Raw genomic sequence first — 25,722 nt, forward strand, 5'->3', positions numbered from 1 at the left:
GAATATAACTCCGCAATATACGGACCGGCACCGCATTTTTCGCGAATTGATTCCGGATTATCTTTTTTCCCTCTTTCACGAGGATCAAAGATGGATTCGACCATTCCTTCCGATTCGACGCGGCGGCTCGTCGTACTCGGCGCCGTGTGCGTGGCCGCGCTCGCGCTGCCGCTGGCGTTTTCGGGCGGCGCCGTGGCGACGCCCGCAATCGCACGCGATCTCGGCGGCGGGCCCGTAGCGATGAACTGGATCACGAATGCATTCATGCTTGCATTCGGAAGCCTGCTGATGGCGGCGGGCACGCTTGCCGACCGCTTCGGCCGAAAGCGCGTTTTCGCGTGGGGCGTGACGGGATTTACATTGAGTTCGCTCGCTCTCGGCTTCGCGCCGTCGATCCTGGCCGTCGACGCATTACGTGCGCTTCAGGGCGTAGCCGCCGCTGCGGCGCTCGCGGGCGGCACGGCCGCACTTGCGCAGGAATTCGAGGGCGCCGCACGTACCCGCGCGTTCAGCGCGCTCGGCACCACGTTCGGGATCGGGCTCGCGTTTGGCCCCTTGCTGGCCGGCGGGCTCATCGCCCATCTGGGCTGGCGCGCGATCTTTGCAACGGGTGCGCTCGCCGGGGCGCTCTCGCTTGCGTTCGGCGTGCCACGCATGCGCGAATCGCGCGATCCCCATGCCCGCCGCCTGGATTGGGCGGGCACGCTGACATTCACGACCGCGCTCACCTGCTTCACGTGCGCCGTCATCGAGGCGCCATCGCGCGGGTGGACTTCGCCCCCCGTACTCGCCCTGCTCGCAGCATGCATACTGTTCGGGCTTGCCTTCGTCGCCGTGGAAATGCGCGCGACGCGGCCCATGCTCGATCTTTCGCTGTTCCGTTATCCGCGTTTCGTCGGCGTGCAGGTATTGCCTGTCGCGACCTGTTATTGCTATGTCGTCCTGCTCGTGGTACTGCCGCTGCGCTTTATCGGCATCGACGGCCACGACGAAATGCACGCAGGGTGGCTGATGCTCGCGCTTTCGGCGCCCATGCTTTTCGTCCCTTTCATGGCAGCCGCACTCGCGCGCCGGTTCTCGGCGGGCACGATCTCGGGAATCGGGCTGTGCATCGCTGCGGCGGCGCTCTACATGCTCGGTGAAACACTGAGCGCCGGCGTAAACTCGGCCGCGCTCGGTGCAATGGTCGCCATCGGGGCGGGCGCGGGTCTGCCGTGGGGTCTCATGGACGGGCTATCGGTCAGCGTCGTGCCGAAATCGCGGGCCGGCATGGCTACCGGCATATTCAGCACCACGCGCGTAGCCGGAGAGGGTATCGCGCTGGCGGTCGTGAGCGCCGTTCTGGCCGCATTCGTACAGGCCCACTTGCATGGGCAGTGCCCGGAGATTCCGTCGGCCGCGCTCGCCGATGCTTCCGCGCGGCTGGCAACGGGCGATCTCGCGCATGCAGCGGCGAATTTGCCGAATACGGCGCGCGCGGCGCTGCTGGCCAGTTATCAGGCATCGTTTGAAATGCTGCTGCGGGCGCTATCGATCATTACCCTGTTGTGTGCGCTTGCCGTGTTCGCGTTCTTGAGCCGCGTTCGGGCGCACGACGCATCGGAATCCGCCATAGGCGATAACCGGGTTAAAGGCTCGCAATAACCCGCTGCGAGTCGACGAATACCGCGCAGGCATGCGGTGCCTGCATCGAGGTAACCAACCTCAATACTCAGCAGTCAGTGGTCGTGCGCGTGGACAACAGTTGCCCCGGATGCGCGGCCGGCAACGTCGACCTGTCGCAGGAGGCCTTCGCCCTGATCTCGCCGATCGGCGCAGGCCAAATTCCTATCAGTTGGAAGTACGTCTCCTGCGCGCCGCCGACCATGAAGCTGTATTTCAAGGAAGGCTCCTCCCAGTGGTGGACCGCGGTGCAGGTGCGCGATCACCGCAATCCCGTCGCGTCTTTGGCTTACCGGGCGAGTGGCAGCACCGGTGCCTACATCCCGCTCGAGCGGCAGACGTACAACTATTTCCTGGCGCCCAGCGGAATGGGACCGGGCCCCTACGACCTGCAGATCACCGATGTGTTCGGCCAAACCATCACCGCCACCGGCGTGGCGCTGGCCGTCACCACCGAGATCGATTTGGGGCAGCAGTTCCCGGCACTGCTGCCGTCCGCCGACGGCAGCAGCAGCGGTTCGTCCGGTGGAAGCGGCGATAGCGGAAGCACGGCAACCCAGCCGGCCACGGCGAGCGTTTCCGTGGCGAACGACTGGGGCCAAGGCTATTGCAGCAATGTGACGGTGACGAATCCAAATACCGTTCCCCTGACCTGGACCGTCTCGTTCGCCAGCGCCGGAACGATTTACACCTCGTGGAATGCCACCCTGTCGCAAAGCGGTGGCACGGTGACAGCCAGTGGGGTGGCATGGAATCAGGTGCTGCAGGCAGGCGCCAATACTTCGTTCGGCTTTTGCGCCAATCGATGAGCCTGCCGGCCTCGCGCTTCGCACCCGCCCCGCTGCCCGCACGGTTTGCGGGCAGCGGTGCCTCGTGAACGGCCTTCAATGCAATTCGACCTCTGTTCGAACCGTCATCGACCGTAACAGGGTCAAAGGCCGACTTTCGGAGCCGTGAGAATCAGTCTCAGACCCAGCACCGAAATGGCACTGGCCGCGATCCGGTCGACCCATTTCTTCGCGCGCAGATAGACTTCACGCGGGCCTTTGCTCGAAAAGCAAAGCGCGACGATGGTGTACCAACCGAACTCGATACCGAAGACGAGCGGCGGCAGCGCGAAATAGCACCAGACGGGCGGGTGCTGCGGCAGCAACGCGGCGAAGATACTGCCGTACCAGATCGCCGTTTTCGGATTGCTGAGCTGGGTGCTCAGCCCGATCCAAAACGATTTACGCGCGCTGCGGGGCCGAACTGAAAGCTCGCCGTCCATCGCGATCGGATGAGCGGCGCCGCGCCAGATCTTCGACGCAACGAGAATCAGATAGGCACCGCCCGCGATCTTCAGGCCGATATAGAGCCACTCGACCGACTGCAGCAGCGTATAGAGGCCCGCCAGGGCAACACCCGCGAAAAACATGCCACCGATTCCCATGCCGAGCGCCGTCGCAAGACCATCGTTGCGGGACAAACCGATTGCGTTGCGCGCCACGATAACGAAACTCGGGCCAGGGATCATTGCGCCGAGCCACAGTGCAAAAAGAATTGCGGAAACGGCTGCTGATGCGGTCATCGAAGGCTCCTTCGAAAGAGGAAAAGACGCCGTTTCGGCGGTTTCATCGCGCCATGATACGCGCCCCGAACCGCCCCCGGCATTCAGGCCCGCAATCGATTCGCCGATCGCGCGCGCCCGTCGGCGGCTATTTCACCGGCCCCGGGGACGCGGGTGCGGGCCGCGCGCGAGCGTTATCATTGGCCATGCTGCCGGCCAGCGTCGGCGGCGCTCAATTGCAGTAGATTTGGGCATTATTCAGGTTCAATGCCGGCGAGCCGTTCAACGGCCGTCAATCGGGGAATCGAATCGGGGAATCGACCATGGCACGCAGCGATCCAAAAAATCTATCGCGCTATTGGTGGGACCGTCATACGCCGGGTCTGAGCCTGATGTGCGCCGATTTCACCACACAGCAGTATGCGCCGCATTCGCACGACGGTTTTGTCATAGCGGTGACCGAGACGGGCGGTGCCGTGATCAAGAGCCGTGGCGTGGTGGAGGAAGCTCGCTCGTCGAAGCTCTTCGTGTTCAACCCTGCCGAGGCACACGCGGGCTGGATGGGCTGGAGCGACCGCTGGCGCTATCGCTCGTTCTATCTCACGCAAGGGGCGATCGATGCGGTCGCGCGTGGCCTCGGCATCGACGACGTGCCCTACTTCACGACCAACATGTTCGGCGACGAGGACCTGATTGCCGGCTTTCTGACACTGCACCGGGCACTCGAAGAGGGCCGCGACATCTTTCGTAAAAAGGAACTCCTCTTTTCGACGTTCGGGCGGCTCTATCTGCGGCACGGCAGCGGCGGCGGGCGCATCGAACCGCCGCCGCACGATCAGGCGCTCATGCGTATCGCCCTCGATCTCGTCCATGACCGGCATGCGCGGGAGTTGCATCTCGAAGAACTGAGCGCGGCGGTCGGCCTGACGCCATTTCAGCTCATTGGGCTCTTCAAGCGCTGTCTCGGCCTGACGCCGCATGCCTATCTGACCCAGGTCCGCCTGAAACACGCGTGCCACTATCTGAGTCGCGCGATGCCCATCGCCCATGTGGCCGCCGCCACCGGTTTTTACGATCAAAGCGCGCTGACCCGGCATTTCAAGCGCTGCTATGGCATCACGCCGCTGCAATTCGCCATGGCATCGGCGGGCAACGCGTCGCGTTGATCTGCCCTCGCTCGAGGGTAATCGCTTGCGGGTAATCCTTCGCGCAATTTTCGCCAATACGCCAGCCGGCCCGCCGCCCAGACTTCCGCGGTATCCCATCACCGTTCGAAGGAAGCAAGCATGGCTGCACGCGCGTTCTATCACGAGCACCCCGAAATCTTTACCGTCGAAACGACCGTGGTCGACACCAACCCGGGGCGTGTCCTTCTGGCTCAATGCCCTTTTTACCCGGGCGGCGGCGGTCAACTGGCCGACCGCGGCGTGCTGCGCCACCGTGGCGGCGAAGTGGTGGTGACCGGCTTCGAATCCGTGGCGGGCCGGACGTGGGCCATGCTGGCCGACCCATCCCTGGAAGTGGCAGGAACGGTGCAAGCCGTGGTCGATCCGGCCTTTCGCCAGATGATGCGCGAACTCCACACGGGCACGCACATCCTCAATGCGTTCGTTTTCCAGGCTTTCGACGGCGCGCTCGTGACCGGCGTTCAGATGAACGACGACGGCACGGCCCGCATGGATTTCGACTTGCCCGACGCGGACAATGACCGGTTACCGGCACTGGAAGAACCGATCAACGACGTGATCCGGCAGAGCCTGCCCGTGCGGAGTCTGTACGTGCCGTTGCAAGCGGCACGCGAAGAGCACGGGCTGATCCGGTCCAGATCCGTCGCACCGCCGCCCACACCCGATGGGCTCATTCGTATCGTCGAGATCGTCGGCCTCGACAAGCAGGCCTGCGGCGGAACACATCTCGCCGAAACGGGCGCATCACGTGCCCTACGGATTCTGAAAATCGACAACAAGGGCCGTCATAATCGGCGCGTGCGAATCGGCCTGGCGAATGCATGAGGATTACGCCTGCGCCCGGATGCTCGATGCCGGGCGCGGTGCACGACGGCCTTGCCTAACCCCGATCGTCAGAAATTGAAGTTGTCAATATTGCCGGCATCGAAAGTCGTCGGCGGCCCGAGAATGATTTCGCCATCCTTACCGATCGTGCGCTTGCCGAGCTTGCCGGCCTCGAACGATTCGCCTTCCTTGCCGCTGATCGCGCCCGACGCGAGATTGGCCGCGGCATAGGCGGCCAGATAGCCGAGCTGGCCCGGGTCCCAAAGCTGGAACGCCTTGACGGTGCCGTTCTTGATGAATGCGCGCATCTGATTCGGCGTACCCAAGCCCGTCACCGCGACCTTGCCCTTGCTCGGCGACGACGAAATATAACGCGCCGCGGCGGCAATCCCCACAGAGGTCGGCGCCACGATGGCCTTCAGGTTCGGATACGCCTGCAACAGGCCCTGCGTTTCGACGAACGACTTCTGATCGTCGTCATTGCCGTAGGCGATCTTCACGAGCTTCATCTTCGAATACTCGGGCTTCTTCAGCTCCTCCTGCATCCATTTGATCCAGGTGTTCTGATTCGTCGCATTCGGCGTGGCCGATAGAATCGCAAACTCGCCCTCACCGCCCATCAGCTTGGAGACGAGTTGAATCTGCCCGCGGCCGATTCCCTCCGCATTCGCCTGGTTGACGAAAAGCTGCCTCCCGTCGGGGGCCGTATCCGAGTCGAACGTCACGACCTTGATACCCTGCGACATGGCCCGCTTCAGATACGGCACGAGCGCATTCGCATCGTTCGCCGCAATCACGATGGCGTTTTGCCGCTGCGTCGTCATCGTATTGATGTACTGAACCTGAGACGAAGCACCGGCATCCGACGGCCCGACCACTTTTCCGTCGCCCTTGAATTCCTTGATGGCTTCCATTCCGCCGTTGTCGGCGATCACCTCATACGGGTTGTTGATCTGCTTCGGAATGAATGCGATCTTGAGTCCTTCCTTGATGCTCGCCGCATGCGCCGTCGCGCCGATGCCGACAAGCGCGGCACAAAGCACGACCGTGCCGGCACGGCCTAACGATCTGAACATGAGTTGTCTCCTCTTTGAATGAACGGACGGGTCGTCCGCGCTGGTTCCTGCATCACATCCACTACCCGACTGCCAGGCGATCGAATCATCAGGTCCGTCGCGCCTGTTACATCCATCACGCCATCGAAAACGACGGTCTGTCATGGGTCCATCAGTTGATGGACGGCTGCGATTGCGCGACGAGCTTTCGATCCCGCGCGGCGCGCCAGCGCGCCGCCATATTTGGAATCAGCACGGACGCGAGCAGCAGCGCGCCGGTGACGATCGTCAGCGTCTCGCTCGATACGTCGACGAGCGTCAACGCATTCTTCAACACACCGACGATAAGTAGCGAAAGCAGCACGCCATACATCGACCCTTTCCCGCCGAAAATACTGACGCCGCCGAAAAGGACGGCCGCGATGACCGACAGCTCGAAGCCCTCGCCATTGTCACCACGCGCGCTCGTAAAGCGCAGCGTGTAGACGATGCCCGCGAGCGCGCTCATCGCCCCCGAGAGCACGAAGAGGCGCAGCTTGATTCTGGCCACGTCGATGCCTGAAAACGTGGCGGCCTCCGCATTCGCGCCTATCGCAAAGAGGCTGCGCCCGAACGCGCTCGCCTGTAGCACGACGGCGAATATCGCTGCGCAAACGATGACGAGCACGAACGGCACCGGAATGAACCCACCGATCGTCTGCATGCCAAGCAACGTATAGGCCGCCGGAAAGTCGGCCACGGCCTGGTCGCCGAGCAGCACGTAAGCCAGCCCCCGAAAAAGCGCGAGCGTGCCGATCGTGACGGCGAGCGACGGCAGGCCCAGCCTCACGATTGCCAGCCCGTTGAGCCAACCGGCAAGCGCGCCGGCCACGAGCACGATCGTCATCACGAGCGGCATCGGCAAGCCCGCATGCCACAGCACGCCCATCAGCGCACTCGACGCACCGAGCACCGAGGCCACGGAGAGATCGATTTCGGCCGCCACGATAATGAGCGTCATCGGCAACGCCATCAGCACGACTTCGCTCAGATCGGCCAACAGATTGCCGACGTTCGACGCATCGAGAAACACGGGCGAGAGCACCCGCCCCAGCATCAGCGACGCAATCAGAATCACGACCAGCAGTGCTTCCCAATGCAGCCAGACGGTATGACGGCGCCGGCCGCGTTCGAGCTTCGAATCAACCATGATCGCGCTTCCTCATCATGCTCCGGGCCACCGAACGGGCCAGCAGCGTGTCGGCGGTAATCGCGGCGACGATGAGCGCGCCTTCGATCGCCTGCTCCCAGAACGGCGAGACGTGCAGCACCACGAGCGCGATACTGATCACGCCGAGCACCAGCGCGCCGAGCGTCGCCCCCAGGATCGTACCGGCCCCGCCGGTGATGGCCACGCTGCCCACTACGGCAGCGGCGACCACCTGCAGTTCGATGCCCTTGGCTGTGCTTGCGTCCACGGTGCCGAAGCGGGCAAGCCACAGCGCGCCCGCAAATCCCGCAATCGCGCCGCACAGCAGGAATCCCGCGAATACGCGGCGCTCGACACGAATGCCGGCAAGCCGCGCCGCCTCCGGATTGGATCCGATCGCGTAGTGCTCGCGGCCGGCGCGGAATTGCTTCAGATACATCGACATTGCGGCGAGCACCACTGCCGCGATCAACGCCAGCGTCGGAACACCGAGCACCGTACCGGTGGCGAGGCGCGAGAACGCATCGGGTAAGCTCGTTGCGTTGATCTGCCCGCCGTGCACCCACGCATAGTCGGCACCGCGGAAGATGTAGAGCGTCGACAAGGTCGCGACGAGCGACGGCACGCGCCCGATTGCGACGAACAGGCCGTTGACCGTGCCCGCCGCAGCACCGACCGCCACGCCCGCGCCCAGCGCCACCACCACGGGCATATTCGGAAACGCAACATAAAGGCTGCCGATCGCATAGGCGCTGATGCCGACTGTCGAGCCTATCGACAAGTCGATGTGGCGCATCAGGATCACGACCGTCATGCCGGCCGTCAGCAGGCTCACGATCGAGACATTGAGCAACACGTCACGCAGGTTCTGAAGATTGAGAAACTGCGGGCGCGCGAGCGCCGTTGTGCCTACGAGCAGCAGCAAAACCACGAATAGCGTGCTTTCCCGGCTCTGAACAATCGCATCGGTAAAACGCCGGGCATGAGCGCCGCGCGCATGCTTGCCAGTTGGCGGCAGCAAATCGGAGCGTGTCGTCGAATGGCGGATCATGCTGCATACCCCAGGTGAAATCCAGGCTGACCGAGTGCGGCGGCCATGATCCGCTCTTCGCTCGCCTCCGCGCGTGCCAGCTCGGCGCCGATGCGGCCTTCATGCATGACGAGCACACGGTCGGCCATGCCGAGCACTTCCGGCAATTCGCTCGATATCATCAGTACGGCCATGCCCTCGCTGACGAGCTTCGAAAGCGTCGCATAGACCTCTGCCTTCGCGCCCACGTCGATGCCGCGCGTCGGTTCGTCGACGATGAGCACCTTCGGGCCCGTGGCGAGCCACTTGCCGAGCACGACCTTTTGCTGGTTGCCGCCCGAGAGCGTGCCCACGGGCGCGAGCAGATCGGCGGCCTTGAGCCGCAGCCGCTGGCCCCACAGGCCCGCGAGTGCGATCTCGCCGCGCGTCGACAACAAGCCGAAACGCGTGAGCCGGCCCAGTACCGTCATGGAAGCGTTGCGCGCGATGCTCAACTCGAGTGCGAGGCCCTGCTGGCGGCGATCCTCCGGTACAAGCGCGAGGCCTGCGCGCACGGCGGCGGCGGGCCGGCCCGGCGGCAGCAGTGCGCCATCCACACGCACCTCGCCCGCATCGACGGGATCGATGCCGAATATCGCGCGCACTACCTCGCTACGGCCCGCGCCCACCAGCCCCGCGAGCGCGACGATCTCGCCCGCGCGTACGTCGAACGAGATGTCGCGAAATACGTGCGCGCGCGTGAGCCCGCGCACGCTCAGCAGCGTTTGGCCCGGCTCGACGTTGGCTTTCGGATAGAGGGTATCGAGGTCGCGGCCAACCATCTTCGCCACGATCGACGATGTATCGAGCGTCGACGTCAGCGCATCGAATACCTTCGCGCCATCGCGCATGATCGTCACGCGCTGGGTCAGCGCAAACACTTCCTCGAGCCGATGCGTGATGAACAGAATCGCGACGCCGCGCTCGCGCAGTTTGCGCACGATCGCGAAAAGACGCTCGACTTCGAGCAGCGAAAGCGCCGCCGTCGGTTCGTCCATGATCAGCACGTTCGCGTTGAGCGACAGCGCCTTGGCGATCTCGATCACTTGCTGGTCCGCGATCGAAAGACCCTTCACCGAGCGTCCGGCGCGCAGATCGACACCGAGCGAGCCGAGCAGCGCATCCACCTCGCGCTGCATCGCCGCGTAATCGATGCGGCCGAAGCGATCGACGGGCTGGCGGCCCATGTAGATGTTCTCGGCGATCGAGAGATCGTAAAAGAGCGTCGGCTCCTGATAGATCACGGCGATGCCGGCAGCGCGCGCGTCTCCGGGCGCCGAAAACGATCGCTCGATACCGTCGATCAGCAGTTGCCCGCGATCGGCCCGGTGAACGCCCGCGAGAATCTTCACGAGCGTCGATTTCCCGGCGCCGTTTTCGCCGAGCAACGCATGCACCTCGCCGGGCCATAGCGTGAGATCGCCATCGATGAGCGCGCGAACACGGCCAAATGCCTTGCTCGCACGCCTGAGTTCGAGCCGCGGCCGTTGGCCGGCCTGATCCATCGTCTCCACTCGTGTCTCCTGAACCTGTTCTGCTTGTGTTGCATTGTGTTTGGCGGTATCGGTCGTGTTCCTGCCGGACACGGACACGCACCCGCGGCGGGCATCGGCCGGTTGCCGCAAACCGCACACCGATAACCGGCGCCGCCTCAGATCCGATAAATGCGCTCGGCGTTGCGACGAAAAAGCGCCTGACGTTCCGCTTCGCCCGCCCCGCCGACGATCTCGGCATAGGCACGCCAGAGATCGCCGTACCCGCCGAAAAGACGATCGACGGGGAAGTTCGATGCGAACATCGCACGCTCCACGCCGAACGTATCGATCGTTTCGAGCACATACGGCCGGAAGCTTTCGATCGTCCAGGCATGGTCGAACATGGCGAGCCCGCTGATCTTGACGGCCACATTGGGCAGTGCGGCCAGCGCGCGCATGCCGTCGCGCCATTCGCGGTATCCGGTCACGGTATTGCGGTCGACGAACATGCCGGCATGGTTGAGCACGATCTGAATGTCGGGGTGCGCGGCCGCGAGTTGGGCGGCTTCCTTCATTTGCGCCGGATAAAGCTGCAAATCGAACGAAAACCCGTAGCGCGCAAGCAGACCGAAATGCCGGCGCCACGTTTCGTCGCGCAGATAGTCGCGCTCCACGTAGTTGTACAAACGATTCGGATGCCGATTGAGAATCTGCCGTATACCGCGCGCATTTGCGAAGCGGGCGTGTGCCGCCAGCGTCTCGGCCGCATCGGGAGCGGCCAGATCGGCCGCCGCGACGATCGCATCGGGCAGCCGGCGCGCAGCGCCCCCGGCTTCCTGCCCCGCATCGGCGAGCGACTGCAGCCAGCGCGTTTCCTCGACAGGGTCACGCGGATCATGATTCGCCTCCACATGAACCGCCTTGACGACTTCGATATCGCCCGCATCGCGCAAGAGATCGCCGGGCAGATAGTTGTGCTTGAGCAGCCGCGCATCGCCCACGAACGACGTGCCCGGCTCTGCAAGCCACGGATAATGATGCGTGGCGAGGTCCCAGAAATGCATGTGGGCGTCGACGACTTGCATGGCGCGCTCCCGTTGTCAGGGAAGATGAAAAAGCGGAACCAGCGTTTGTCGAGCGGGCGCGCCGTCGGGTCCGGTCTCCATGATGTCCGACATATACGCCCACCATCTGCGCATCACTTCGGAAGCCGGAAGCGCATCCATCTTGTGATCTCCGGTTCTTTTGAGCACCGCGAAAAGATGATGGGTGCCTTCGTCGAGGAAGATCCAGTAATCGCTTATTCCGGCTTCATGCAGCAGCGCCGCGAGATCGGGCCAGATTTCCCGGTGCCGACGCTCGTATTCGTCGCGCTGCCCCGCGTGGAGCACCATCCGGAAAGCAATCGTCTCCATGATTGCGCTTCTCCTCATCCTCTTTCGCCCCAATGGGCCGGACTGCTTGCGACTATAATCGGACCACCGATAGCCAACCAATCCGTTGTTGGGATCGGGCGATCCACAAACCGAATCGCGGGAGCTCATGAACGCTCAGGCTGCTACCGTCGCGCTCGTCAACCGGCTCAAGTTCAAACACCTTGCGCTGCTCGTCGCGCTCGACGATGCGCGCAACGTCCATCTGGCCGCCGAAGCGATCAACGTTGCCCAACCGAGCGCGAGCCGGATGTTGGGCGACATCGAGGAGGCCTTCGGCTTCCGCCTCTTCGAGCGCAACGCGCGCGGCATCGAACCCACCGCACTCGGAGCCGCCACACTGGCCTACGCCCGCCGCGCGCTAGCCGAACTCACGCGCTTTGCGGAAGACCTCGAGGTCAAGCGCAAGGGCGGCCACGGGCAGCTCACCGTCGGCGCGATCATGGGCGCCGCGCCAGACCTGCTCGCCACCGCCGTCGCCACCCTCAAAACCGAACGCCCGCTCTTGAACGTGCGCGTGCTCGGCGAAACGAGCGACCAGCTCGTGCAATTGCTGCACCGCCGCGAGGTCGATCTCGCGCTGGGCCGTCTCACGACGCCCCTCGCCCATAACGACTTCCATTTCGAGCCTCTCGCGCGCGAAACGCTGACGCTCGTCGTTCGCGTGCGCCATCCGCTCGCGAACACCCGACGCGTCACGCTGCGCGAGCTGATGGACTGGCCGTGGGTAGCCCAACCCGTCACCTCGCCGGCGCGCATCCTCTTCGAGGAAGAACTCGCGCGCGCGGGCCTGGCTACGCCGGCCAACCTGACCGAATGCGCATCGATCTTCGCCACGCTGCAACTGCTCGAAAAATACGACGCCGTCGCCATGCTGCCCGAATCGGTCGTGCGCGACCACGTGCGGGGTAATCTGCTCGTGCCACTGCCGCTCGAGATCGGCAAAAGTCTGCCCGGGTTCGGCATACTCACGCGCAAGGCAGAACCGCTCAACGAGCCGGCCGAACATTTCGTCGGCCTGCTGCGGCGCTTCTCTCAACCGCTGGCCGCCGAGCAGTTCGCCGTTCATGATCGCAATACCCCTTCGCTGCCGATCTACTGAAGATTGACGAAGAGCCCGCCATCGACGAGCAGCGCGGCCCCCGTCACATAGCGCGCGCGGTCCGAAGCCAGAAAGACGACACACTCCGCCACATCCTCGGGCGCGCCGAGGCGGCCGAGCGGGATGCGCTTCTCGAAGTACGCGCGCTTGCTTTCGTCGGCCAGATCCTCGGCATTCAGATCCGTTGCGATCGTACCCGGCATCACCGAATTGCAGCGAATGCCATAAGGACCCAATGCAATCGCGCACGACTGCATGAGCGAGTGCACACCCGCCTTGGTCGGCGTGTAATGCGTCTGCAAGGCGCCGCCCACCAGTGCGCTGATCGAACTCGTCGCGACGATCGAGCCGCCCGTACCCTGCTCTTTCATTTGCCGCGCCACGGCCTGCGTGACGTAGAACGCACCGTTCAGATTGACACCGATCGTGCGCTCGAGGACCGAAGGCGGCATATCGAGGAATGCATGAAACGGGCAGATGCCGGCATTGCTGGCGAGCACGTCCACCTTGCCGAACGCCTCGACGGTCTGGCGCACGAGATCGATGCCCGTTTGCGGCGCGGCGACATTTCCCTCCACGGCAATGACGCGGCGGCCGAGCGATTCGACCTCGGCCGTCGCCTCCGCGATGGCCGAACGCCGTCCGTACGAGGCATCGTTGTCGCCCCAGTAATTGATGGCGACATCGGCGCCTTCCCGCGCGCAGGCCACGGCAATCGCACGGCCGATGCCACGCGAGCCACCGGTGACGATCACCACTTTGTTTTCGAGCAGCACGGCCTTTTCTCCTCGTATCCGCGAATGGTCGGTCAGGGCGTAAACATCGTTGGAGCCGCCCGGCGGCGGGCCGCTCCGTGCACGCTATGCATTCAATGCGTATAGGGCCGGGCCAACGGGCACTCGGGGTTCAGCCGCACCCCGAAGCCGGGCCTGTCGGGCACTTTCATGCGGCCGTTGACGGGCACCGGTTCGTCGAGCAGCAACGGCGTGAACATCGGCACGACCTCGTCGGCTTTCGGCGCCATCATCAGGAATTCGGCGAACGGCGAATTGTGACGCGTGACGACGAAGTGGTAGCTGTACACCGACGAACCGTGAGGCACGACCAGCGCATTGTGCGCATCGGCCAGCGCCGAAATCTTGATGAGTTCCGTAATTCCGCCGCACCAGCCCACATCGGGCTGAATGAGATCGCAGCAGCCCATCTCGAGCAGCATGCGAAAGCCCCAGCGCGTGGCCTCGTGCTCGCCCGTCGACACCATCATTCCGCGCGGCACGTTGCGGCGCAGCTCGGCGTAGCCCCAGTAATCGTCAGGCGGCAGGCATTCCTCGATCCACTTGAGGCCATACTCGTGCGCGGCATGAGCAAGACGCGTGGCGTAGCGCAGATCGAGGCTCATCCAGCAGTCGAACATGAGCCAGAAATCGTCGCCCACGCGGTTGCGCATTTCGGCCAGTTGCGCGATGTTCGCTCTGAGCCCCTCTTCGTTCTCGGCCGGGCCGTGCTGCAGCGCGAGCTTGCCGCCGATGAAGCCCATCTCTTTCGCGAGATCGGGGCGCGCCCCCGTGGCATAAAAAACGAGTTCGTCGCGCACCGGGCCGCCCAGCAACTGGTAGACGGGCTCGCCGCGCACCTTGCCGAGCAGGTCCCACAGCGCGAGATCCACGCCCGAGATGGTGTTCAGCACCACGCCCTTGCGGCCGTAATAAAGGGTCGCGTAGTACATCTGATCCCACATTTTTTCGATGTCGGTGACGCTCTGCCCTTCGAGAAACCGCGCGAGATGCTTTTCGACGATGAACGCACCGATCTCACCGCCCGTGGTGACGGCGAAGCCCACCGTGCCGTCGCTCGCCTCGATCTCGACCACGAGCGTGCCCAGCACGTTGATACCGAACGAACGGCGGCTTTGCCGGTACTCGGGGTAGCGCGCCATCGGCGTCGAGATATGGTCGTCGATCCAATGGCCGTCCGACTGGTCGTGGTAATCGGCGCCGCCCCCGCGGACGACGAATGCACGAACGGCTTTGATGGTAGGCATGGCCATGTTGTTGAGCTCCGCTGTTTTCCAGGTGAATGTCTTCGGAATCGATCCGTCCGGCGAGACGCTAGGTGCGCCGAACAGCCGTATCGGCAGCCACGTCGGCGCGCGTGCCCACGCGCGGCGCCACGACGGCAATCAGCAACGCCGCTGCGATACTGCCCAGAGAGAGCACGGCAAGACCGGTAGCAGGCGAATGCGTGGTCTTCTCGACGACGGCGCGCAGCGTCGGCGCAACGAAGCCGCCGAGGCTGCCCAGCGAATTGATCATCGCGATGCCGCCGGCCGCCGCCACGCCGGAGAGATGGCGCGTCGGGAACGTCCAGAAGAGCGGCTGCGCGGCGATGAATCCGCTCGCGGCGCAGCAAAGGGCGAGCAACGCGGCTACCGGGTTCGACAGTGCCCCCGAGAGCGCAATACCGCATCCGGCAAGCAGCAGCAACCCGATGGCGAGACCGCGGTGATGCCCCGAGCGGTCGGCGTAGCGCGGCACGAACCAGGTCGCGACGACAGCGCACACCCAGGGTAGTGCCGTCACGAAGCCGACCTTGAGCCCGACTTTCGTGCCGAGCAATGCCGCGACTTGTTGCGGCAGAAAGAAGATGAGCCCGTAGACGCTGATCTGAATCGAGGCGTAGATGAGCGAGTAGGCGAGCACGCGGCGGTCGACGAGCGCCGCCAGCGCGCTGCGCGGCCCGTGCGCGGCGGCTTCGCGCGCATCGCGTTCGACTTCGCTCGCCAGAGCCGCACGCTCGGCAGCGTCGAGCCAGCGTGCGTCGGCAGGCTTGTCGACGAGATACCAGAAGGCCCATATGCCGACGATCGAAGCCAGCCCGCCCTCCACGAGAAAGAGCCATCGCCAGCCTGCAAGCCCGAGCGCGCCGTCGAGATCGAGCAGCATGCCGGAGAGCGGCGAGCCGAATATGAACGCAAGCGGCGCGCCGAAATAGAAAATGCCGACGGCTCTTGCACGCGACGATTGCGAGAACCAGTAAGTCAGGTAATAGATGATGCCCGGAAAGAATCCTGCCTCGGCCACGCCCAGCGCGAAACGCAGCGCGTAGAAGAGAGCTGGCGTTTCGGCGAGCGACATCGCCGCCGAAACGATGCCCCACGTCACCATGATCCGGCACATCCAGATGCGCGCGCCGATGCGGTGCAGCAGCAGGTTGCTCGGCACCTCGAACAAGGCATAGCCCACGAAGAACACGCCCGCGCCGAATGCGAACGCCGCGTCGGAGAGCCCGGTATCGTGCTGCAGTGCCTTTTGAGCAAAGCCGATATTCGCCCTGTCGAGAAACGCCAGCACGTACATGAGCAGCAAAAACGGCAGCAGGCGGCGCATCGTCTTGTCGTGCGCCTCCTGAGCCACTGACCGCGAAGTCGGTGTCATGCGTGTCTCCAGTTATTGTTGTGCGCGCAACAAGGCAGTGCCCGATCGCGCGCGGTCGCCGTTACTGCCGGCGCGGTGCTAATAGGTCGCGCGCCCGCCCGACAGATCGAATACGGACCCGGTGCTGAACGCGCAGTCTTCCGAGGAGAGCCATACGATCAGCGAGGCCGCTTCGTCTGGCATCAGGAAGCGGTTCATCGGAATCTTCGAGAGCATGTAATCGATGTGCTGCTGCGACATCGAATCGAAGATTTCGGTTTTGGCCGCGGCGGGCGTGACGGCGTTGACGAGAATGTTCTTCGTCGCGAGTTCCTTGCCGAGCGACTTCGTGAAACCGATGAGCCCCGCCTTCGACGCACTGTAGTGCGCGGCATTCGGATTACCCTCCTTGCCGGCAACGGACGCGATGTTGACGATGCGCCCGTAGCCCTGCTCGATCATGTGCGGCACGATGGCACGGCAGGTCAGGTAGGGGCCTGTCAGGTTGACATCGAGCACGCGCCGCCATGTCTCGGGAGCAAGCTCCCAGCTCAGGCCGTTGCCGCCCGTGATGCCGGCGCAATTGACGAGGATATGGATCGCCCCGAGCGCGCCCAGCGTTTGCTCGACCGCCGCGTTGACGGATGCCTCGTCGGTCAGCTCGACCGCCGCGGTACATACGGTGCCCCATTCGGACAACTCGCGGCCGCTGCGCTCGAGCCGCTCGGCGTCGATGTCCCACAGTGCCACGGCCGCCCCGGAGCGCAACGCGCGCTGCGCCACCGCGTAGCCGATGCCACGCGCGCCGCCGGTCACGACCATTACGCGCCCTTTCAGATCGATCTGGTTCATTGCGCCTCCGCCGCTTGGGCATTTACGGTGCGTTGCCGCTGCTCGCCAAGGCCCGAAATGCCGAGGCGCATCGACTGGCCGGCACGCAGATAGACCGGTTCCGGCTTTTGTCCCATGCCGACGCCCGGCGGCGTGCCGGTCGAAATGACATCGCCCGGCTGGAGGCTCATGAACTGGCTGATATACGAAACGAGGGTGGCCACGTCGAAGATCATCGTGCGCGTATTGCCGTTCTGAAAGCGCTTGCCGTCCACGTCGAGCCACATGTCGAGCGACTGCGGATCGGCGATCTCGTCGCGCGTGACGAGCCACGGGCCGAGCGGGCCGAACGTGTCGCAGCCCTTGCCCTTGTCCCATTGGCCGCCGCGCTCGAGCTGATACGCGCGCTCGGAGACGTCATTGACGATGCAGTAGCCGGCCACATGGTTCAGTGCCTGCTCGCGGCTCACGTAGCGGGCCGGTTCGCCGATGACGACGCCCAGCTCGACCTCCCAATCGACCTTTCCGGCACCAGGCGGAATTTCCACGTCGTCGTTGGGCCCGACGATCGCGCTCGTCGCCTTCATGAACAGCACCGGCTCGCTCGGCACGGCCATGCCGGATTCGGCCGCATGGTCGGAATAGTTGAGACCGACGCAGATCATCTTGCCGACCGCGCTCACACACGGGCCGAGCCGCACACCTTCCGGCGCGAGCGGCAACGATGCCGGATCGACCGACGCGAGCCGATCGAGCGCCTGCCGCGAGAGCGCCGCACCGCCGATGTCGGGCGTATGCGCCGACAAGTCGCGGATACGGCCGCTCGAATCGACGACGCCGGGCTTCTCCTTGCCCGGCTCCCCAAAACGGACCAGCTTCATGCAGTGCCTCCTCCTGGAATGATCGATGCCTGTGCCGGTGCACTATAGGGCGCGCATCGATACCCGAACAATCCGGATGCCGGATGGGGCGATAACGAAACCGAATCGCTTTTATGGCACGCGGCCCCGGACACGATAAACTGGCGACTTTGCGGAAAAACGTCGGAAGAACGCGTGGCACTTGATGAGTACTACGAACGATTAGGGCTGCCCAATGCCGCGTCGGCGGCGGAGATCAAGCGCGCCTATCGGCGTCTGCGGGCGAAATTCCATCCCGATCGCAACAGAGGCAAGGAAGCGGCCGTCGAGCCGCAGTTCAAGCGCGTTCAAGAGGCATTCGAGATCCTCACCGGGCAGCGTGAAGCGCCGGCTGCCCCGCGGCCGGCCGCCGCATCGTATTCCTCGCATTCCCCACATCCCCCTCGGCGCGCGGAACCCCATCCCCGGCCCGCTGCGCCCCGAGAACCTCATACGGCGCCGGGGGCAGCCGATACCCGCCCGTGGACGGAGGCGTTCAGAACCGGCGGCCCGATGCCGGTGCGCGGCGCGAACCGGCACACGCAACTCCATGTGCCGCTCGACGTTGCGCTCAACGGCGGCCGCGTGGTTGCCAGCTACCAGGTCAGCGACACCTGCCGCCAGTGCCGTGGGATGAGCGCCCGCCTTGCCCTCCAACCCTGTGCGGACTGCGACGGGCAGGGCATCGCGCCGGGCGGCGCCCTCTGCCGCTCATGCTCGGGGCAGGGGCGCATCAAGACCAACCGCTGGTGCACGAAATGCCAGAACAAGGGCGTCGAGCAATCGCAGAAAACCGAAACGGTCGAGGTGCCGGCCGGCGCGTGGGACGGTCAGCGCATCGTGGTGCCCGGTGCGGGTTTTCCCGGGGTGCACGGCGGGCAAGCGGGCGATGCGACGTTTACGGTCGTGATCGTCTGTGGACCCGGCTATCAGCGTGACGGGCTCAATGTGAGCGGCGAAATCGAGATCGACTTCGTCACGGCCACGCTGGGCGGCACGTTCGATGCGCGCGTGCTTGGCCGTGACATGCTCGTGACGATTCCGCCGAACGCGCAGCAAGGCAGTTTCATTCGGCTGCCGACGCAGGGCTTGCGCGACGGCTCGGGAAATCAGGGCGAATTGAAGCTTCGCATCGTGCTCGCCATGCCGAAGGCCGCGGCGCAATTGACGAGCGATCAGCGCGCCGTGCTGCGGGAAATGTTCGCCGACGCCGCGCGGCGCGAGCGCAAGAACTGAAGGCGGCACGCGCCGCTTCGGCGCGATGATGCGCCAGGCACGCGCCGTCCCTTACGACCACCGCCAGCCGGAGATAGGGTCATAGGATCCTGTTCATCCGCTTTCAAGCGCCCGATGACCCTGGGATTGCTTTCTGGCCGATGACGGCCCGCTACGCATCAGGCCGTCGTCCCGGCGTAGGCGGCTCGCAGCGCGGCAGCATCGAACTTCACCATTTTCAACATCGCCTCGGCCACGCGCCCCTGCTTGACAGGATCGGTATCTTCCATCATCCGCATCAGGTCGTCCGGAACGATCTGCCACGAGACGCCGAAGCGGTCCTTCAGCCAACCGCACGCCTCGGGCGCGCCGCCGCCTTCCAACAGCCCGTTCCAATAACGGTCCAGTTCGGCCTGATCGGCGCAGTTGACCATGAGGGAAATCGAATGATTGAACCCGTCCGCCCCGGCCACGCTCATCGCGGTGAACGGCTGCCCGCAGAGAACGAATTCGACGACCTTCACGCCATGAGCGGCCGGTATCGTCGTGACGCTGACCACGCGGGAATCGGGAAAGATACCCGCATAGAAGGCGGCGGCCTCCTCGGCTTCGCTCGCGTACCAGAGAAAAGGCGTGATCTTTTGAATCGTCATGGCGAATCTCCTGTCAGTGTGGGCCGTATGCACATGCAATCCGCAGCCGGTTATGAACACGACGAACGAGCAACGTCGAAATCGACGTGCGGGCAAAAAAAACCGATGCGTGGACGGCATCGTAGTGTGACGCATGGCGAACGATGGCTCCGAATCCGGGGGCTCGTGAGCGGCGTGCAACACACGCCGCCGTGCTCGCTGCCCTCTGCTGCGCGCCGCCCCGGGGCCCCCGCTGTGCCGTGTCGTACATCGGCTCAGGCTTTCCTCTGGGCCGGTGCTATGATTGGCAACCTTTCGCCATGAACGCATCTTCCGTCTCATTTGCATGAACACGATTCCGTTGAAGCCCGTAGCGGAGACGTCGAACGATCTCGGAAAGCGCGTCAAGGCCGCGCGCCAGCAGCACGATTACACACTCGATGCGGCCAGCCGCGCTTGCGGCGTGTCGCGCTCGACGCTCTCGAAGATCGAGAACGGACTGATGTCGCCCACATTCGACGTGCTCCAGAAGATCGTTCACGGGCTGCGCATCGATCTGGGCGAACTGTTCGGCTCCACGCCGAAGCCGCTTGCGAGCGGCCGCCGCGCACTCACGCGCAAGGGGCACGGGCAACGGCATTCGTCCGGCTGCTACGAAATGGAGCTGCTCGCCACCGAACTCGCCCAAAAAGCGATGCATCCGTTCCATATCCGCATCACGGCGCACTCGCTCGACGAGTTCACGGAATGGGGGCGTCACGAAGGCGAAGAGTTTCTTTACGTACTGCGCGGCAGCGTTTGTTTGTACTCCGAACTGTATGCGCCCACCCATCTGGAGGCGGGCGACTGCCTCTACTTCGACAGCCGGACCGGCCACGCGGCCGTCTCCACGAGCGAGGAGGATGCCGAAGTGCTCTGGGTCATCGACGAACGCTACGCCCCGCCTGCCGAAACCGCGCCGCGGCTGAAGCCGTCCACGGTCCGCAAACGCCGGTTCCCCGCCGGTTCGGAGTAAATGCGCCTCATGCAAACCATTTCCACCTTTGATGCCGCCGCCACGGCGGAATTGCTCGACTTCGGGGCACTCGTTGACGCATTGCGCCGCGCGGCTCGGGAGCATGAGGCGGGGCAGATCCGGTCGCCGGTACGCACGGCGGTACCGCTCGCCTACGGCGGCGTGCTGCTGTCGATGCCCGCAGCCGCGGCCGATATCGCCATCCACAAGCTTGTGAGTGTCTGCCCTGCGAACGCGCAGCGGGGCATCCCGACCATACACGGCACGGTGACGGTGTGCGACGGTGCGACAGGCACGCCCGAATTCGTTCTGGATGGCCCGACGGTCACGGGCCGGCGTACCGCGGCACTGTCGATGCTCGGCATCGAGTTGCTGCACCTGGCGGCGCCACGCGTCTTTCTGCTGATCGGTACGGGCACGCAGGCACGTTTTCATGCGGAAGCGATCGGGCGGTGCCATCCGGGCTCGGAAATCCTCGTCGCGGGCCGCCAGCCCGGCAGCGCCGAGCGCTTTTGCGATGCGCTGGCAGGCGCCGGCATTGCCGCGCGCGTGGCCGGCAGCGATGCGATCGATCGGGCCGACACGGTCATCACCGTCACCACGAGCAAAACGCCCGTCTATCACGGGCCGGCCAGCTCGAAACGACTGGTCGTGGCGGTCGGGGCGTTCACGCCGGATGCCGCCGAAGTGGACGGCGAAACAGTGCGGGCGAGCCGCATTTTCGTCGACGACCTCGAGGCCGCGCGCGAGGAAGCCGGGGACTTGCTGCAAGCCGGCGTTGACTGGCAGCAGGTGACTTCGCTCGGCCGGGCGCTCGATATGGCCGCGCCGGCAGGCGAACCAGTGCTCATCAAGACGGTCGGCAGCGGCGCATGGGATCTCGCGGCGGCGCGCGTCGCGCGCGAGCGCATCGGCTGAATCGCGTTAATCGATCAACGACCTGCAGTCTATACAAGCCCCAGCCGCTCGCGCATCTCGCGCGTAATGCGCTGCTTCTTGCCGGCGTAGTCGGCCCACGGGTCCGCTTTCAACGCGTCGAGCCGCTCGTGCACGTTTTCGACGGTCCATTGCGCGCCGCCCGTGGTCCGCTCGACCTCGTCCCACCCAAGCGGAACGGAAACGCCCAACCCGGGGCGCGCACGCGGCGAATATGCGACGACCGTACTCGAGCCGCGGTTGTTGCGCAGATAGTCGATGAAAATCCGCCCACGCCGGTTTTGCGCTCCCATCTTCGCGCTGAATCGATCGGGGAGCGTCGACGCCATGTGCTGCGCCGCAGCCTGCGCAAATGCCTTCACCTCGTCCCATCCGGCATGCCGCGAGAGCGGCACGACGACGTGGAGCCCCTTTCCACCGCTCGTCTTGCACCACGATTCGAGGCCCAACTCGGCGAGCAGCGAACGCGTCAGCAACGCGGCCTCGATCATGCGATCCCAGCCGAGCTTCGGATCCGGGTCCAGATCGAAGACGATACGGTCGGGCTTTTCGATGTTCGATGCCACCGCATTCCAGGTATGAAGCTCGACGGTGCCCATCTGCGCGGCGCCGACGAGCGCTTGGGCACTGTCGATCGTCAATACCGGCGCACGCCCCGGGTCGAGCCCGGGATGCTGCGTGATGTGGGGGATCTCGAGGCGGCTCGTCGTGTGTTTCTGGAAGAACAACTCTCCCTCGATACCTTCCGGCGCGCGCACGAGCGCGAGGGGCCGGTCCTTCAAATGCGGCAGCATCCACGACGCGACCGATTCGAAATACCGAGCGAGATCGCCCTTCGTGAAGCCGGTGCTCTTGTCGATGACGCGCTCCGGGTGCGATATGCGCACACCGAGCACCGAGTCGGCTCCATCGCCGGCGGCGTTCTTTGCGTGCGCCCTCCCGCCGCTCTTCGCCGCGCGCCCCTTGCGGGCGACCGTCTGCTCCACCGCTTGCTGGTTCACGTCGTCTCCCGCGTTGTCGTCGACACCATCGGCCTTGCCCGGCGCTTCCTGAGAAATTTCGCCTGCGGGCTTGTCGCGCCGCAAGCTGATGAACGATGCCTGCCGCACGACGCCCTCATTCGTCCATTCGGAAAAATTGCACTCGGCAACAAGCTCCGGCTTCACCCAGTGCACCGGTGTGCGGCTTCGCTCGCCGGGGGCCTGTGCGAACGGCATGTCCTTCGTCTCCCGGGCATCGAGCTCCTTCTTGAGCGCGCGCAACGTCGTGGTGTCGAAGCCCGTACCCACGCGCCCCGCGTAGCGAAGCTTGCCCTTCGCGTCGTACACGCCGAGCAGCAGGGCGCCAAACCCGGAGCGGCTACCCGACGGCTCGCTATAGCCACCAATGACGAATTCCTGCCGGCGCCTGCAGCGGAGCTTGATCCATGCGCCGCTGCGCGCGCTAACGTAGCGACTATCGCTGCGCTTGCCGACGATGCCTTCCAGCGCCATTTCGCAGGCGCTGTGCAGCAGATCGCCCGGATCGAGCGCGAAGTCCTCCGAAAAACGCAGCGTCTCGTCGTCCATACGCTCCATCAGCGCACGCAGCAACGCCCGCCGCTGAACGAGCGGCACCTTGCGCAGGTCGTATCCATTCAAGTACGGCAAGTCGAAGACAAAAAACACGATCTCCTGCGGACGCTTCGCATCGAACGCGTTTTGCAACGCCTGGAAGCTCGGCACGCCATGCTCGTCGAGCACGGTCGCCTCGCCGTCGATCCACGCGCTTTGCACGTCGAGCTTTGCGAATGCCTCCGTCTGCCTGCCGAACTTCGCGGTCCAATCGAGGCCGCTGCGCGTGAAAATCCGCACAGGCACGTCCGCGTCGCGATCGATCCGCGTCAGCATGCGATAGCCGTCGAACTTGATCTCGTACGACCAATCGTCGCCGTGCGGAGGGGCGTCCACCAGCGTCGCGAGTTGCGGCTTCAGCGCGGCCGGTAGCGGTGCCTTGAGCGCTCCCTCGATGGCCGGCTCGTGCGCCAACTCGCGCAGCGATTCGCCGCTGCGCGTGGCGACGATGTCGGGCCGGCGCGACTTCGGCGCCCCCGTATGCGGCGCCTTCGCCGGCACCGCCAGCTTTCCGGCAGCACCGCGCCGCTTGGCGGTCGCCTCGCTGGAAGTGTGGCCCGCGGCCACGGCGCGCTCTTTCGTCTTGCCGTCGCCTTTCGATTTGCCATTGCGCTTCGATTTGCCGTTGCCGAGCACGCTGCCTGGGCGGTCATGCACGACGTCGAACTCGCTCTCGGGCCGCGCTTCGTCGTCGCGCTCCTTGATCAGCAGCCATTGCTCCTTGTCGCCGCTGCCACGCATGCCGCTGCGCACGAGCGCCCAGCCCCCGTGCAGTTTCTCGCCTTCGAGCCGAAACTTGAGCCGCCCGGCCGCATAGGCCTTGCGCGCCTCGTCGGCGCCACCCGCGGGCTCCCACACGCCTCGGTCCCAAACGATAACGGTCCCCGCACCATAATTTCCTTCGGGGATTTCGCCTTCGAACGAGCCGTATTCGATCGGGTGATCCTCCACGTGCACGGCAAGACGCTTGACGGAGGGATCGAGGCTCGGCCCTTTCGGGATCGCCCATGACCTGAGCGTGCCGTCGAGTTCTAGACGAAAGTCGTAATGCAGACGCCGCGCGTGGTGCTCCTGAATGACGTAGGAAAGCCCCACGGCCGCACCGGCCTGCTTCCCGCGGCGCGCGCCCGATGGCTCGGGCGTTTCCTTGAAGCGCCGCATCTTTCGGTAGGTATCGAGATTGCCAGCCATGCTGTGGGATCACCTCGTTCACTCGAATGACGTCGGAGGGTACCGCGCGCCTACGCGGCGTGCTTGCCCTTGCCGCGGCCCAGACTGCGCTTGAGCAGTTCCGACAAGTCGACGACGTCGGCGCTCGCGCGCGTGCGGGCCGGCGCCTTGGCGACTTCGCTGATTTCCCGCGTCTTGCCTTCGCGCACTTTCCGGTCGACGAGTGCCAGAATTTCCTCACGGAAAGTGTCGTGATATTCGGCCGGATTCCATTGCTCGGTCATGTCCTCGATCAACTTCTTCGCCATCTCGATCTCGCGCGGATGCACGCCCGCTTTCTTCGCATCCTCGGGCACCGACAATTCGGCGAACGGGAGCACTTCGCCGGCCCACCGCAGCGTATTGAGCGCGAGCACGGAGCCGGCGGGAATCAGCGCCGCGAGATGCTGCTTGTTGTGCAGCACGACACTGGCGATCCCGATCTTGCCCGTTTCGGCGAGCGCTTCGCGCAATAGCGCATAGGCCTTTTTGCCCTGCCGCTCGGGAACGAGATAGTAGGGTGTATCGAGGAACAGAAACGACACCGTATAAGCCTCGACGAACGAGAGAATGTCGACAGTTTGCGTCGATTCGGGACTTGCCGCGCGGATCTCCTCGTCGGCCAGCAGCACGTAGTGGCCTTTCTCGTACTCGAAGCCGCGTACGATGTTCTCGCGGCGCACCTCCTTGCCCGTCCGCTTGTTGATCTGCTTGTAGCCGATAGGGTCGGCCGTATCCTTGTCGAGCAGATTGAAGCTCGTGCGTTCGGGCCGGGTGGCGGGATGAAGCTGCACCGGCACGTTGACGAGCCCGAAGCTGATGGCTCCTTTCCATATGACGCGTGACATGGCACCTCCCGGATGTCAGGTCCTGTTCACGCAACAGGCGATCGTTAAAAGAAGAGCACGAAACAAGCCGGGGCGCCAGCGTTCATCACCGTACCGGCGGAGAACCAAGCAAAGGCGGGGCTTATCGCCCCGCCCTACGCTTCCATTCCTGTCTTCAGTGTGCAATCGTCATCGGAATACGCCTATGAGCAGCGTGGCGAGGAAGATGACGAGGAAGATGAAGAACAGGATCTTGGCGATTTCCGCTGCGCCGGCTGCGATGCCCGTAAAGCCGAACACAGCGGCAATGAGCGCGACAATGAAAAAAATAACGGCGTATCGAAGCATGACTTCCTCCTGTGGCTAGCCGGCTTGCCGGCGTTTTGAACCGTCGGCACGCCCGCCGCGGCTGATACGATGCGTTGTTCCGCCCGTGTTGCAACGTTCAACACACTCAACCGTTCTGCAATGGGCATGCCCGTGGCATCGGTTGCGCGCCGCTTTGCGAGCAGACGCATGCCATAGACGCACGCCATCCGCGCCGCCGCACCGAACCCCCGGGCCCCAGTGGTGCGCCGGGCCCGCC

The 25,722-nt window shown here is 64.5% G+C and carries 24 protein-coding genes; 8 read left to right on the forward strand and 16 right to left on the reverse strand.

All coding sequences use genetic code 11. The annotated features are described in order from the left end of the window. The first annotated feature begins 90 nt into the window (after positions 1 to 90). Entirely contained in the window at positions 91 to 1,644 is a 1,554-nt protein-coding gene (locus U0034_RS23285; protein WP_085229691.1) for an MFS transporter, read from the forward strand. Then, entirely contained in the window at positions 1,641 to 2,471 is an 831-nt protein-coding gene (locus U0034_RS23290) for an expansin EXLX1 family cellulose-binding protein (protein WP_254902579.1), read from the forward strand. The genes U0034_RS23285 and U0034_RS23290 overlap by 4 nt, the downstream gene beginning before the upstream one ends. A gap of 122 nt (positions 2,472 to 2,593) precedes the next feature. Here U0034_RS23290 and U0034_RS23295 read toward each other — a convergent pair whose 3' ends face one another. After that, complete coding sequence (locus tag U0034_RS23295; protein WP_085229693.1) at positions 2,594 to 3,232, reverse strand: LysE family translocator; 639 nt, start codon at positions 3,230 to 3,232, stop codon at positions 2,594 to 2,596. A 302-nt stretch (positions 3,233 to 3,534) separates the two neighbouring features. On the opposite strand from U0034_RS23295, the gene U0034_RS23300 reads away from it, so the two are divergent. Beyond that, positions 3,535 to 4,377, forward strand: coding sequence for a helix-turn-helix transcriptional regulator (locus U0034_RS23300; RefSeq protein ID WP_085229695.1), 843 nt, complete (start codon positions 3,535 to 3,537; stop codon positions 4,375 to 4,377). A gap of 120 nt (positions 4,378 to 4,497) precedes the next feature. Further along, on the forward strand, positions 4,498 to 5,223 hold the full coding sequence (locus tag U0034_RS23305) for an alanyl-tRNA editing protein (protein ID WP_085229696.1): 726 nt from the start codon (positions 4,498 to 4,500) through the stop codon (positions 5,221 to 5,223). A 68-nt stretch (positions 5,224 to 5,291) separates the two neighbouring features. Here the strand turns inward: U0034_RS23305 and rhaS are convergent, their stop codons facing one another. The 6 genes from rhaS to U0034_RS23335 form a co-directional block, all read right to left on the reverse strand. Next, positions 5,292 to 6,299 carry a rhamnose ABC transporter substrate-binding protein gene (gene rhaS / locus U0034_RS23310; RefSeq protein WP_085229697.1) on the reverse strand — a complete coding sequence of 336 codons (1,008 nt, stop codon included), beginning with the start codon at positions 6,297 to 6,299 and terminating at the stop codon, positions 5,292 to 5,294. 151 nt (positions 6,300 to 6,450) lie between these two features. Beyond that, the gene (locus U0034_RS23315) at positions 6,451 to 7,467 is read right to left on the reverse strand and encodes an ABC transporter permease (protein WP_085229698.1); all 1,017 of its coding nucleotides are present in this window, start codon (positions 7,465 to 7,467) and stop codon (positions 6,451 to 6,453) included. Next, positions 7,460 to 8,518 (reverse strand): ABC transporter permease, encoded by a 1,059-nt coding sequence (locus U0034_RS23320; RefSeq protein ID WP_085229699.1) that lies wholly within the window; start codon positions 8,516 to 8,518, stop codon positions 7,460 to 7,462. The genes U0034_RS23315 and U0034_RS23320 overlap by 8 nt, the downstream gene beginning before the upstream one ends. Beyond that, on the reverse strand, positions 8,515 to 10,041 hold the full coding sequence (locus U0034_RS23325) for a sugar ABC transporter ATP-binding protein (protein WP_085229700.1): 1,527 nt from the start codon (positions 10,039 to 10,041) through the stop codon (positions 8,515 to 8,517). The genes U0034_RS23320 and U0034_RS23325 overlap by 4 nt, the downstream gene beginning before the upstream one ends. Before the next feature lie 146 nt (positions 10,042 to 10,187). Beyond that, a complete protein-coding gene (locus U0034_RS23330) occupies positions 10,188 to 11,096 on the reverse strand; it encodes an amidohydrolase family protein (RefSeq protein ID WP_085229701.1) in 909 nt (302 codons plus the stop codon). Positions 11,097 to 11,111: 15 nt separating this feature from the next. Further along, complete coding sequence (locus U0034_RS23335; protein ID WP_085229702.1) at positions 11,112 to 11,426, reverse strand: L-rhamnose mutarotase; 315 nt, start codon at positions 11,424 to 11,426, stop codon at positions 11,112 to 11,114. 127 nt (positions 11,427 to 11,553) lie between these two features. Here U0034_RS23335 and U0034_RS23340 point away from each other — a divergent pair, with 127 nt between their 5' ends. Further along, entirely contained in the window at positions 11,554 to 12,546 is a 993-nt protein-coding gene (locus U0034_RS23340) for a LysR family transcriptional regulator (protein WP_085229703.1), read from the forward strand. Here the strand turns inward: U0034_RS23340 and U0034_RS23345 are convergent. The 5 genes from U0034_RS23345 to U0034_RS23365 form a co-directional block, all read right to left on the reverse strand. After that, entirely contained in the window at positions 12,540 to 13,322 is a 783-nt protein-coding gene (locus U0034_RS23345) for an SDR family NAD(P)-dependent oxidoreductase (protein WP_085229704.1), read from the reverse strand. The genes U0034_RS23340 and U0034_RS23345 overlap by 7 nt on opposite strands. Positions 13,323 to 13,414: 92 nt before the next feature. Beyond that, a complete protein-coding gene (gene rhmD, locus U0034_RS23350; protein WP_085229752.1) occupies positions 13,415 to 14,593 on the reverse strand; it encodes an L-rhamnonate dehydratase in 1,179 nt (392 codons plus the stop codon). Positions 14,594 to 14,654: 61 nt separating this feature from the next. Continuing rightward, complete coding sequence (locus U0034_RS23355; protein ID WP_085229705.1) at positions 14,655 to 15,980, reverse strand: MFS transporter; 1,326 nt, start codon at positions 15,978 to 15,980, stop codon at positions 14,655 to 14,657. Between the two features lie 78 nt (positions 15,981 to 16,058). Beyond that, positions 16,059 to 16,811, reverse strand: a complete 753-nt coding sequence (locus tag U0034_RS23360) for an SDR family NAD(P)-dependent oxidoreductase (RefSeq protein ID WP_085229706.1) — start codon at positions 16,809 to 16,811, stop codon at positions 16,059 to 16,061. Continuing rightward, positions 16,808 to 17,671 (reverse strand): fumarylacetoacetate hydrolase family protein, encoded by an 864-nt coding sequence (locus U0034_RS23365; protein ID WP_085229707.1) that lies wholly within the window; start codon positions 17,669 to 17,671, stop codon positions 16,808 to 16,810. The genes U0034_RS23360 and U0034_RS23365 overlap by 4 nt, the downstream gene beginning before the upstream one ends. Before the next feature lie 174 nt (positions 17,672 to 17,845). Between U0034_RS23365 and U0034_RS23370 the strand changes: the two genes are divergently transcribed. Further along, positions 17,846 to 18,925 (forward strand): DnaJ C-terminal domain-containing protein, encoded by a 1,080-nt coding sequence (locus U0034_RS23370; RefSeq protein WP_085229708.1) that lies wholly within the window; start codon positions 17,846 to 17,848, stop codon positions 18,923 to 18,925. 158 nt (positions 18,926 to 19,083) lie between these two features. On the opposite strand, the gene U0034_RS23375 is transcribed toward U0034_RS23370, so the two are convergent. After that, positions 19,084 to 19,557 (reverse strand): VOC family protein, encoded by a 474-nt coding sequence (locus tag U0034_RS23375; protein ID WP_085229709.1) that lies wholly within the window; start codon positions 19,555 to 19,557, stop codon positions 19,084 to 19,086. Between the two features lie 325 nt (positions 19,558 to 19,882). Between U0034_RS23375 and U0034_RS23380 the strand changes: the two genes are divergently transcribed. Both U0034_RS23380 and lhpI read left to right on the forward strand, forming a co-directional pair. Further along, a complete protein-coding gene (locus U0034_RS23380) occupies positions 19,883 to 20,551 on the forward strand; it encodes a helix-turn-helix domain-containing protein (protein WP_085229710.1) in 669 nt (222 codons plus the stop codon). A 9-nt stretch (positions 20,552 to 20,560) separates the two neighbouring features. Continuing rightward, on the forward strand, positions 20,561 to 21,469 hold the full coding sequence (lhpI, locus tag U0034_RS23385) for a bifunctional Delta(1)-pyrroline-2-carboxylate/Delta(1)-piperideine-2-carboxylate reductase (protein WP_085229753.1): 909 nt from the start codon (positions 20,561 to 20,563) through the stop codon (positions 21,467 to 21,469). 29 nt (positions 21,470 to 21,498) lie between these two features. Here the strand turns inward: lhpI and ligD are convergent, their stop codons facing one another. The 3 genes from ligD to U0034_RS23400 all read right to left on the reverse strand — a co-directional run bounded on the left by ligD (position 21,499) and on the right by U0034_RS23400 (position 25,484). Further along, complete coding sequence (gene ligD, locus U0034_RS23390; RefSeq protein ID WP_085229711.1) at positions 21,499 to 24,291, reverse strand: DNA ligase D; 2,793 nt, start codon at positions 24,289 to 24,291, stop codon at positions 21,499 to 21,501. Between the two features lie 50 nt (positions 24,292 to 24,341). Next, the gene (ku, locus tag U0034_RS23395) at positions 24,342 to 25,157 is read right to left on the reverse strand and encodes a non-homologous end joining protein Ku (RefSeq protein WP_085229712.1); all 816 of its coding nucleotides are present in this window, start codon (positions 25,155 to 25,157) and stop codon (positions 24,342 to 24,344) included. 168 nt (positions 25,158 to 25,325) lie between these two features. Then, the gene (locus U0034_RS23400) at positions 25,326 to 25,484 is read right to left on the reverse strand and encodes a DUF1328 domain-containing protein (protein ID WP_018443916.1); all 159 of its coding nucleotides are present in this window, start codon (positions 25,482 to 25,484) and stop codon (positions 25,326 to 25,328) included. Between the last annotated feature and the right edge of the window lie 238 nt (positions 25,485 to 25,722).

It is taken from the genome of Trinickia caryophylli (assembly GCF_034424545.1).
Classification (GTDB): domain Bacteria; phylum Pseudomonadota; class Gammaproteobacteria; order Burkholderiales; family Burkholderiaceae; genus Trinickia; species Trinickia caryophylli.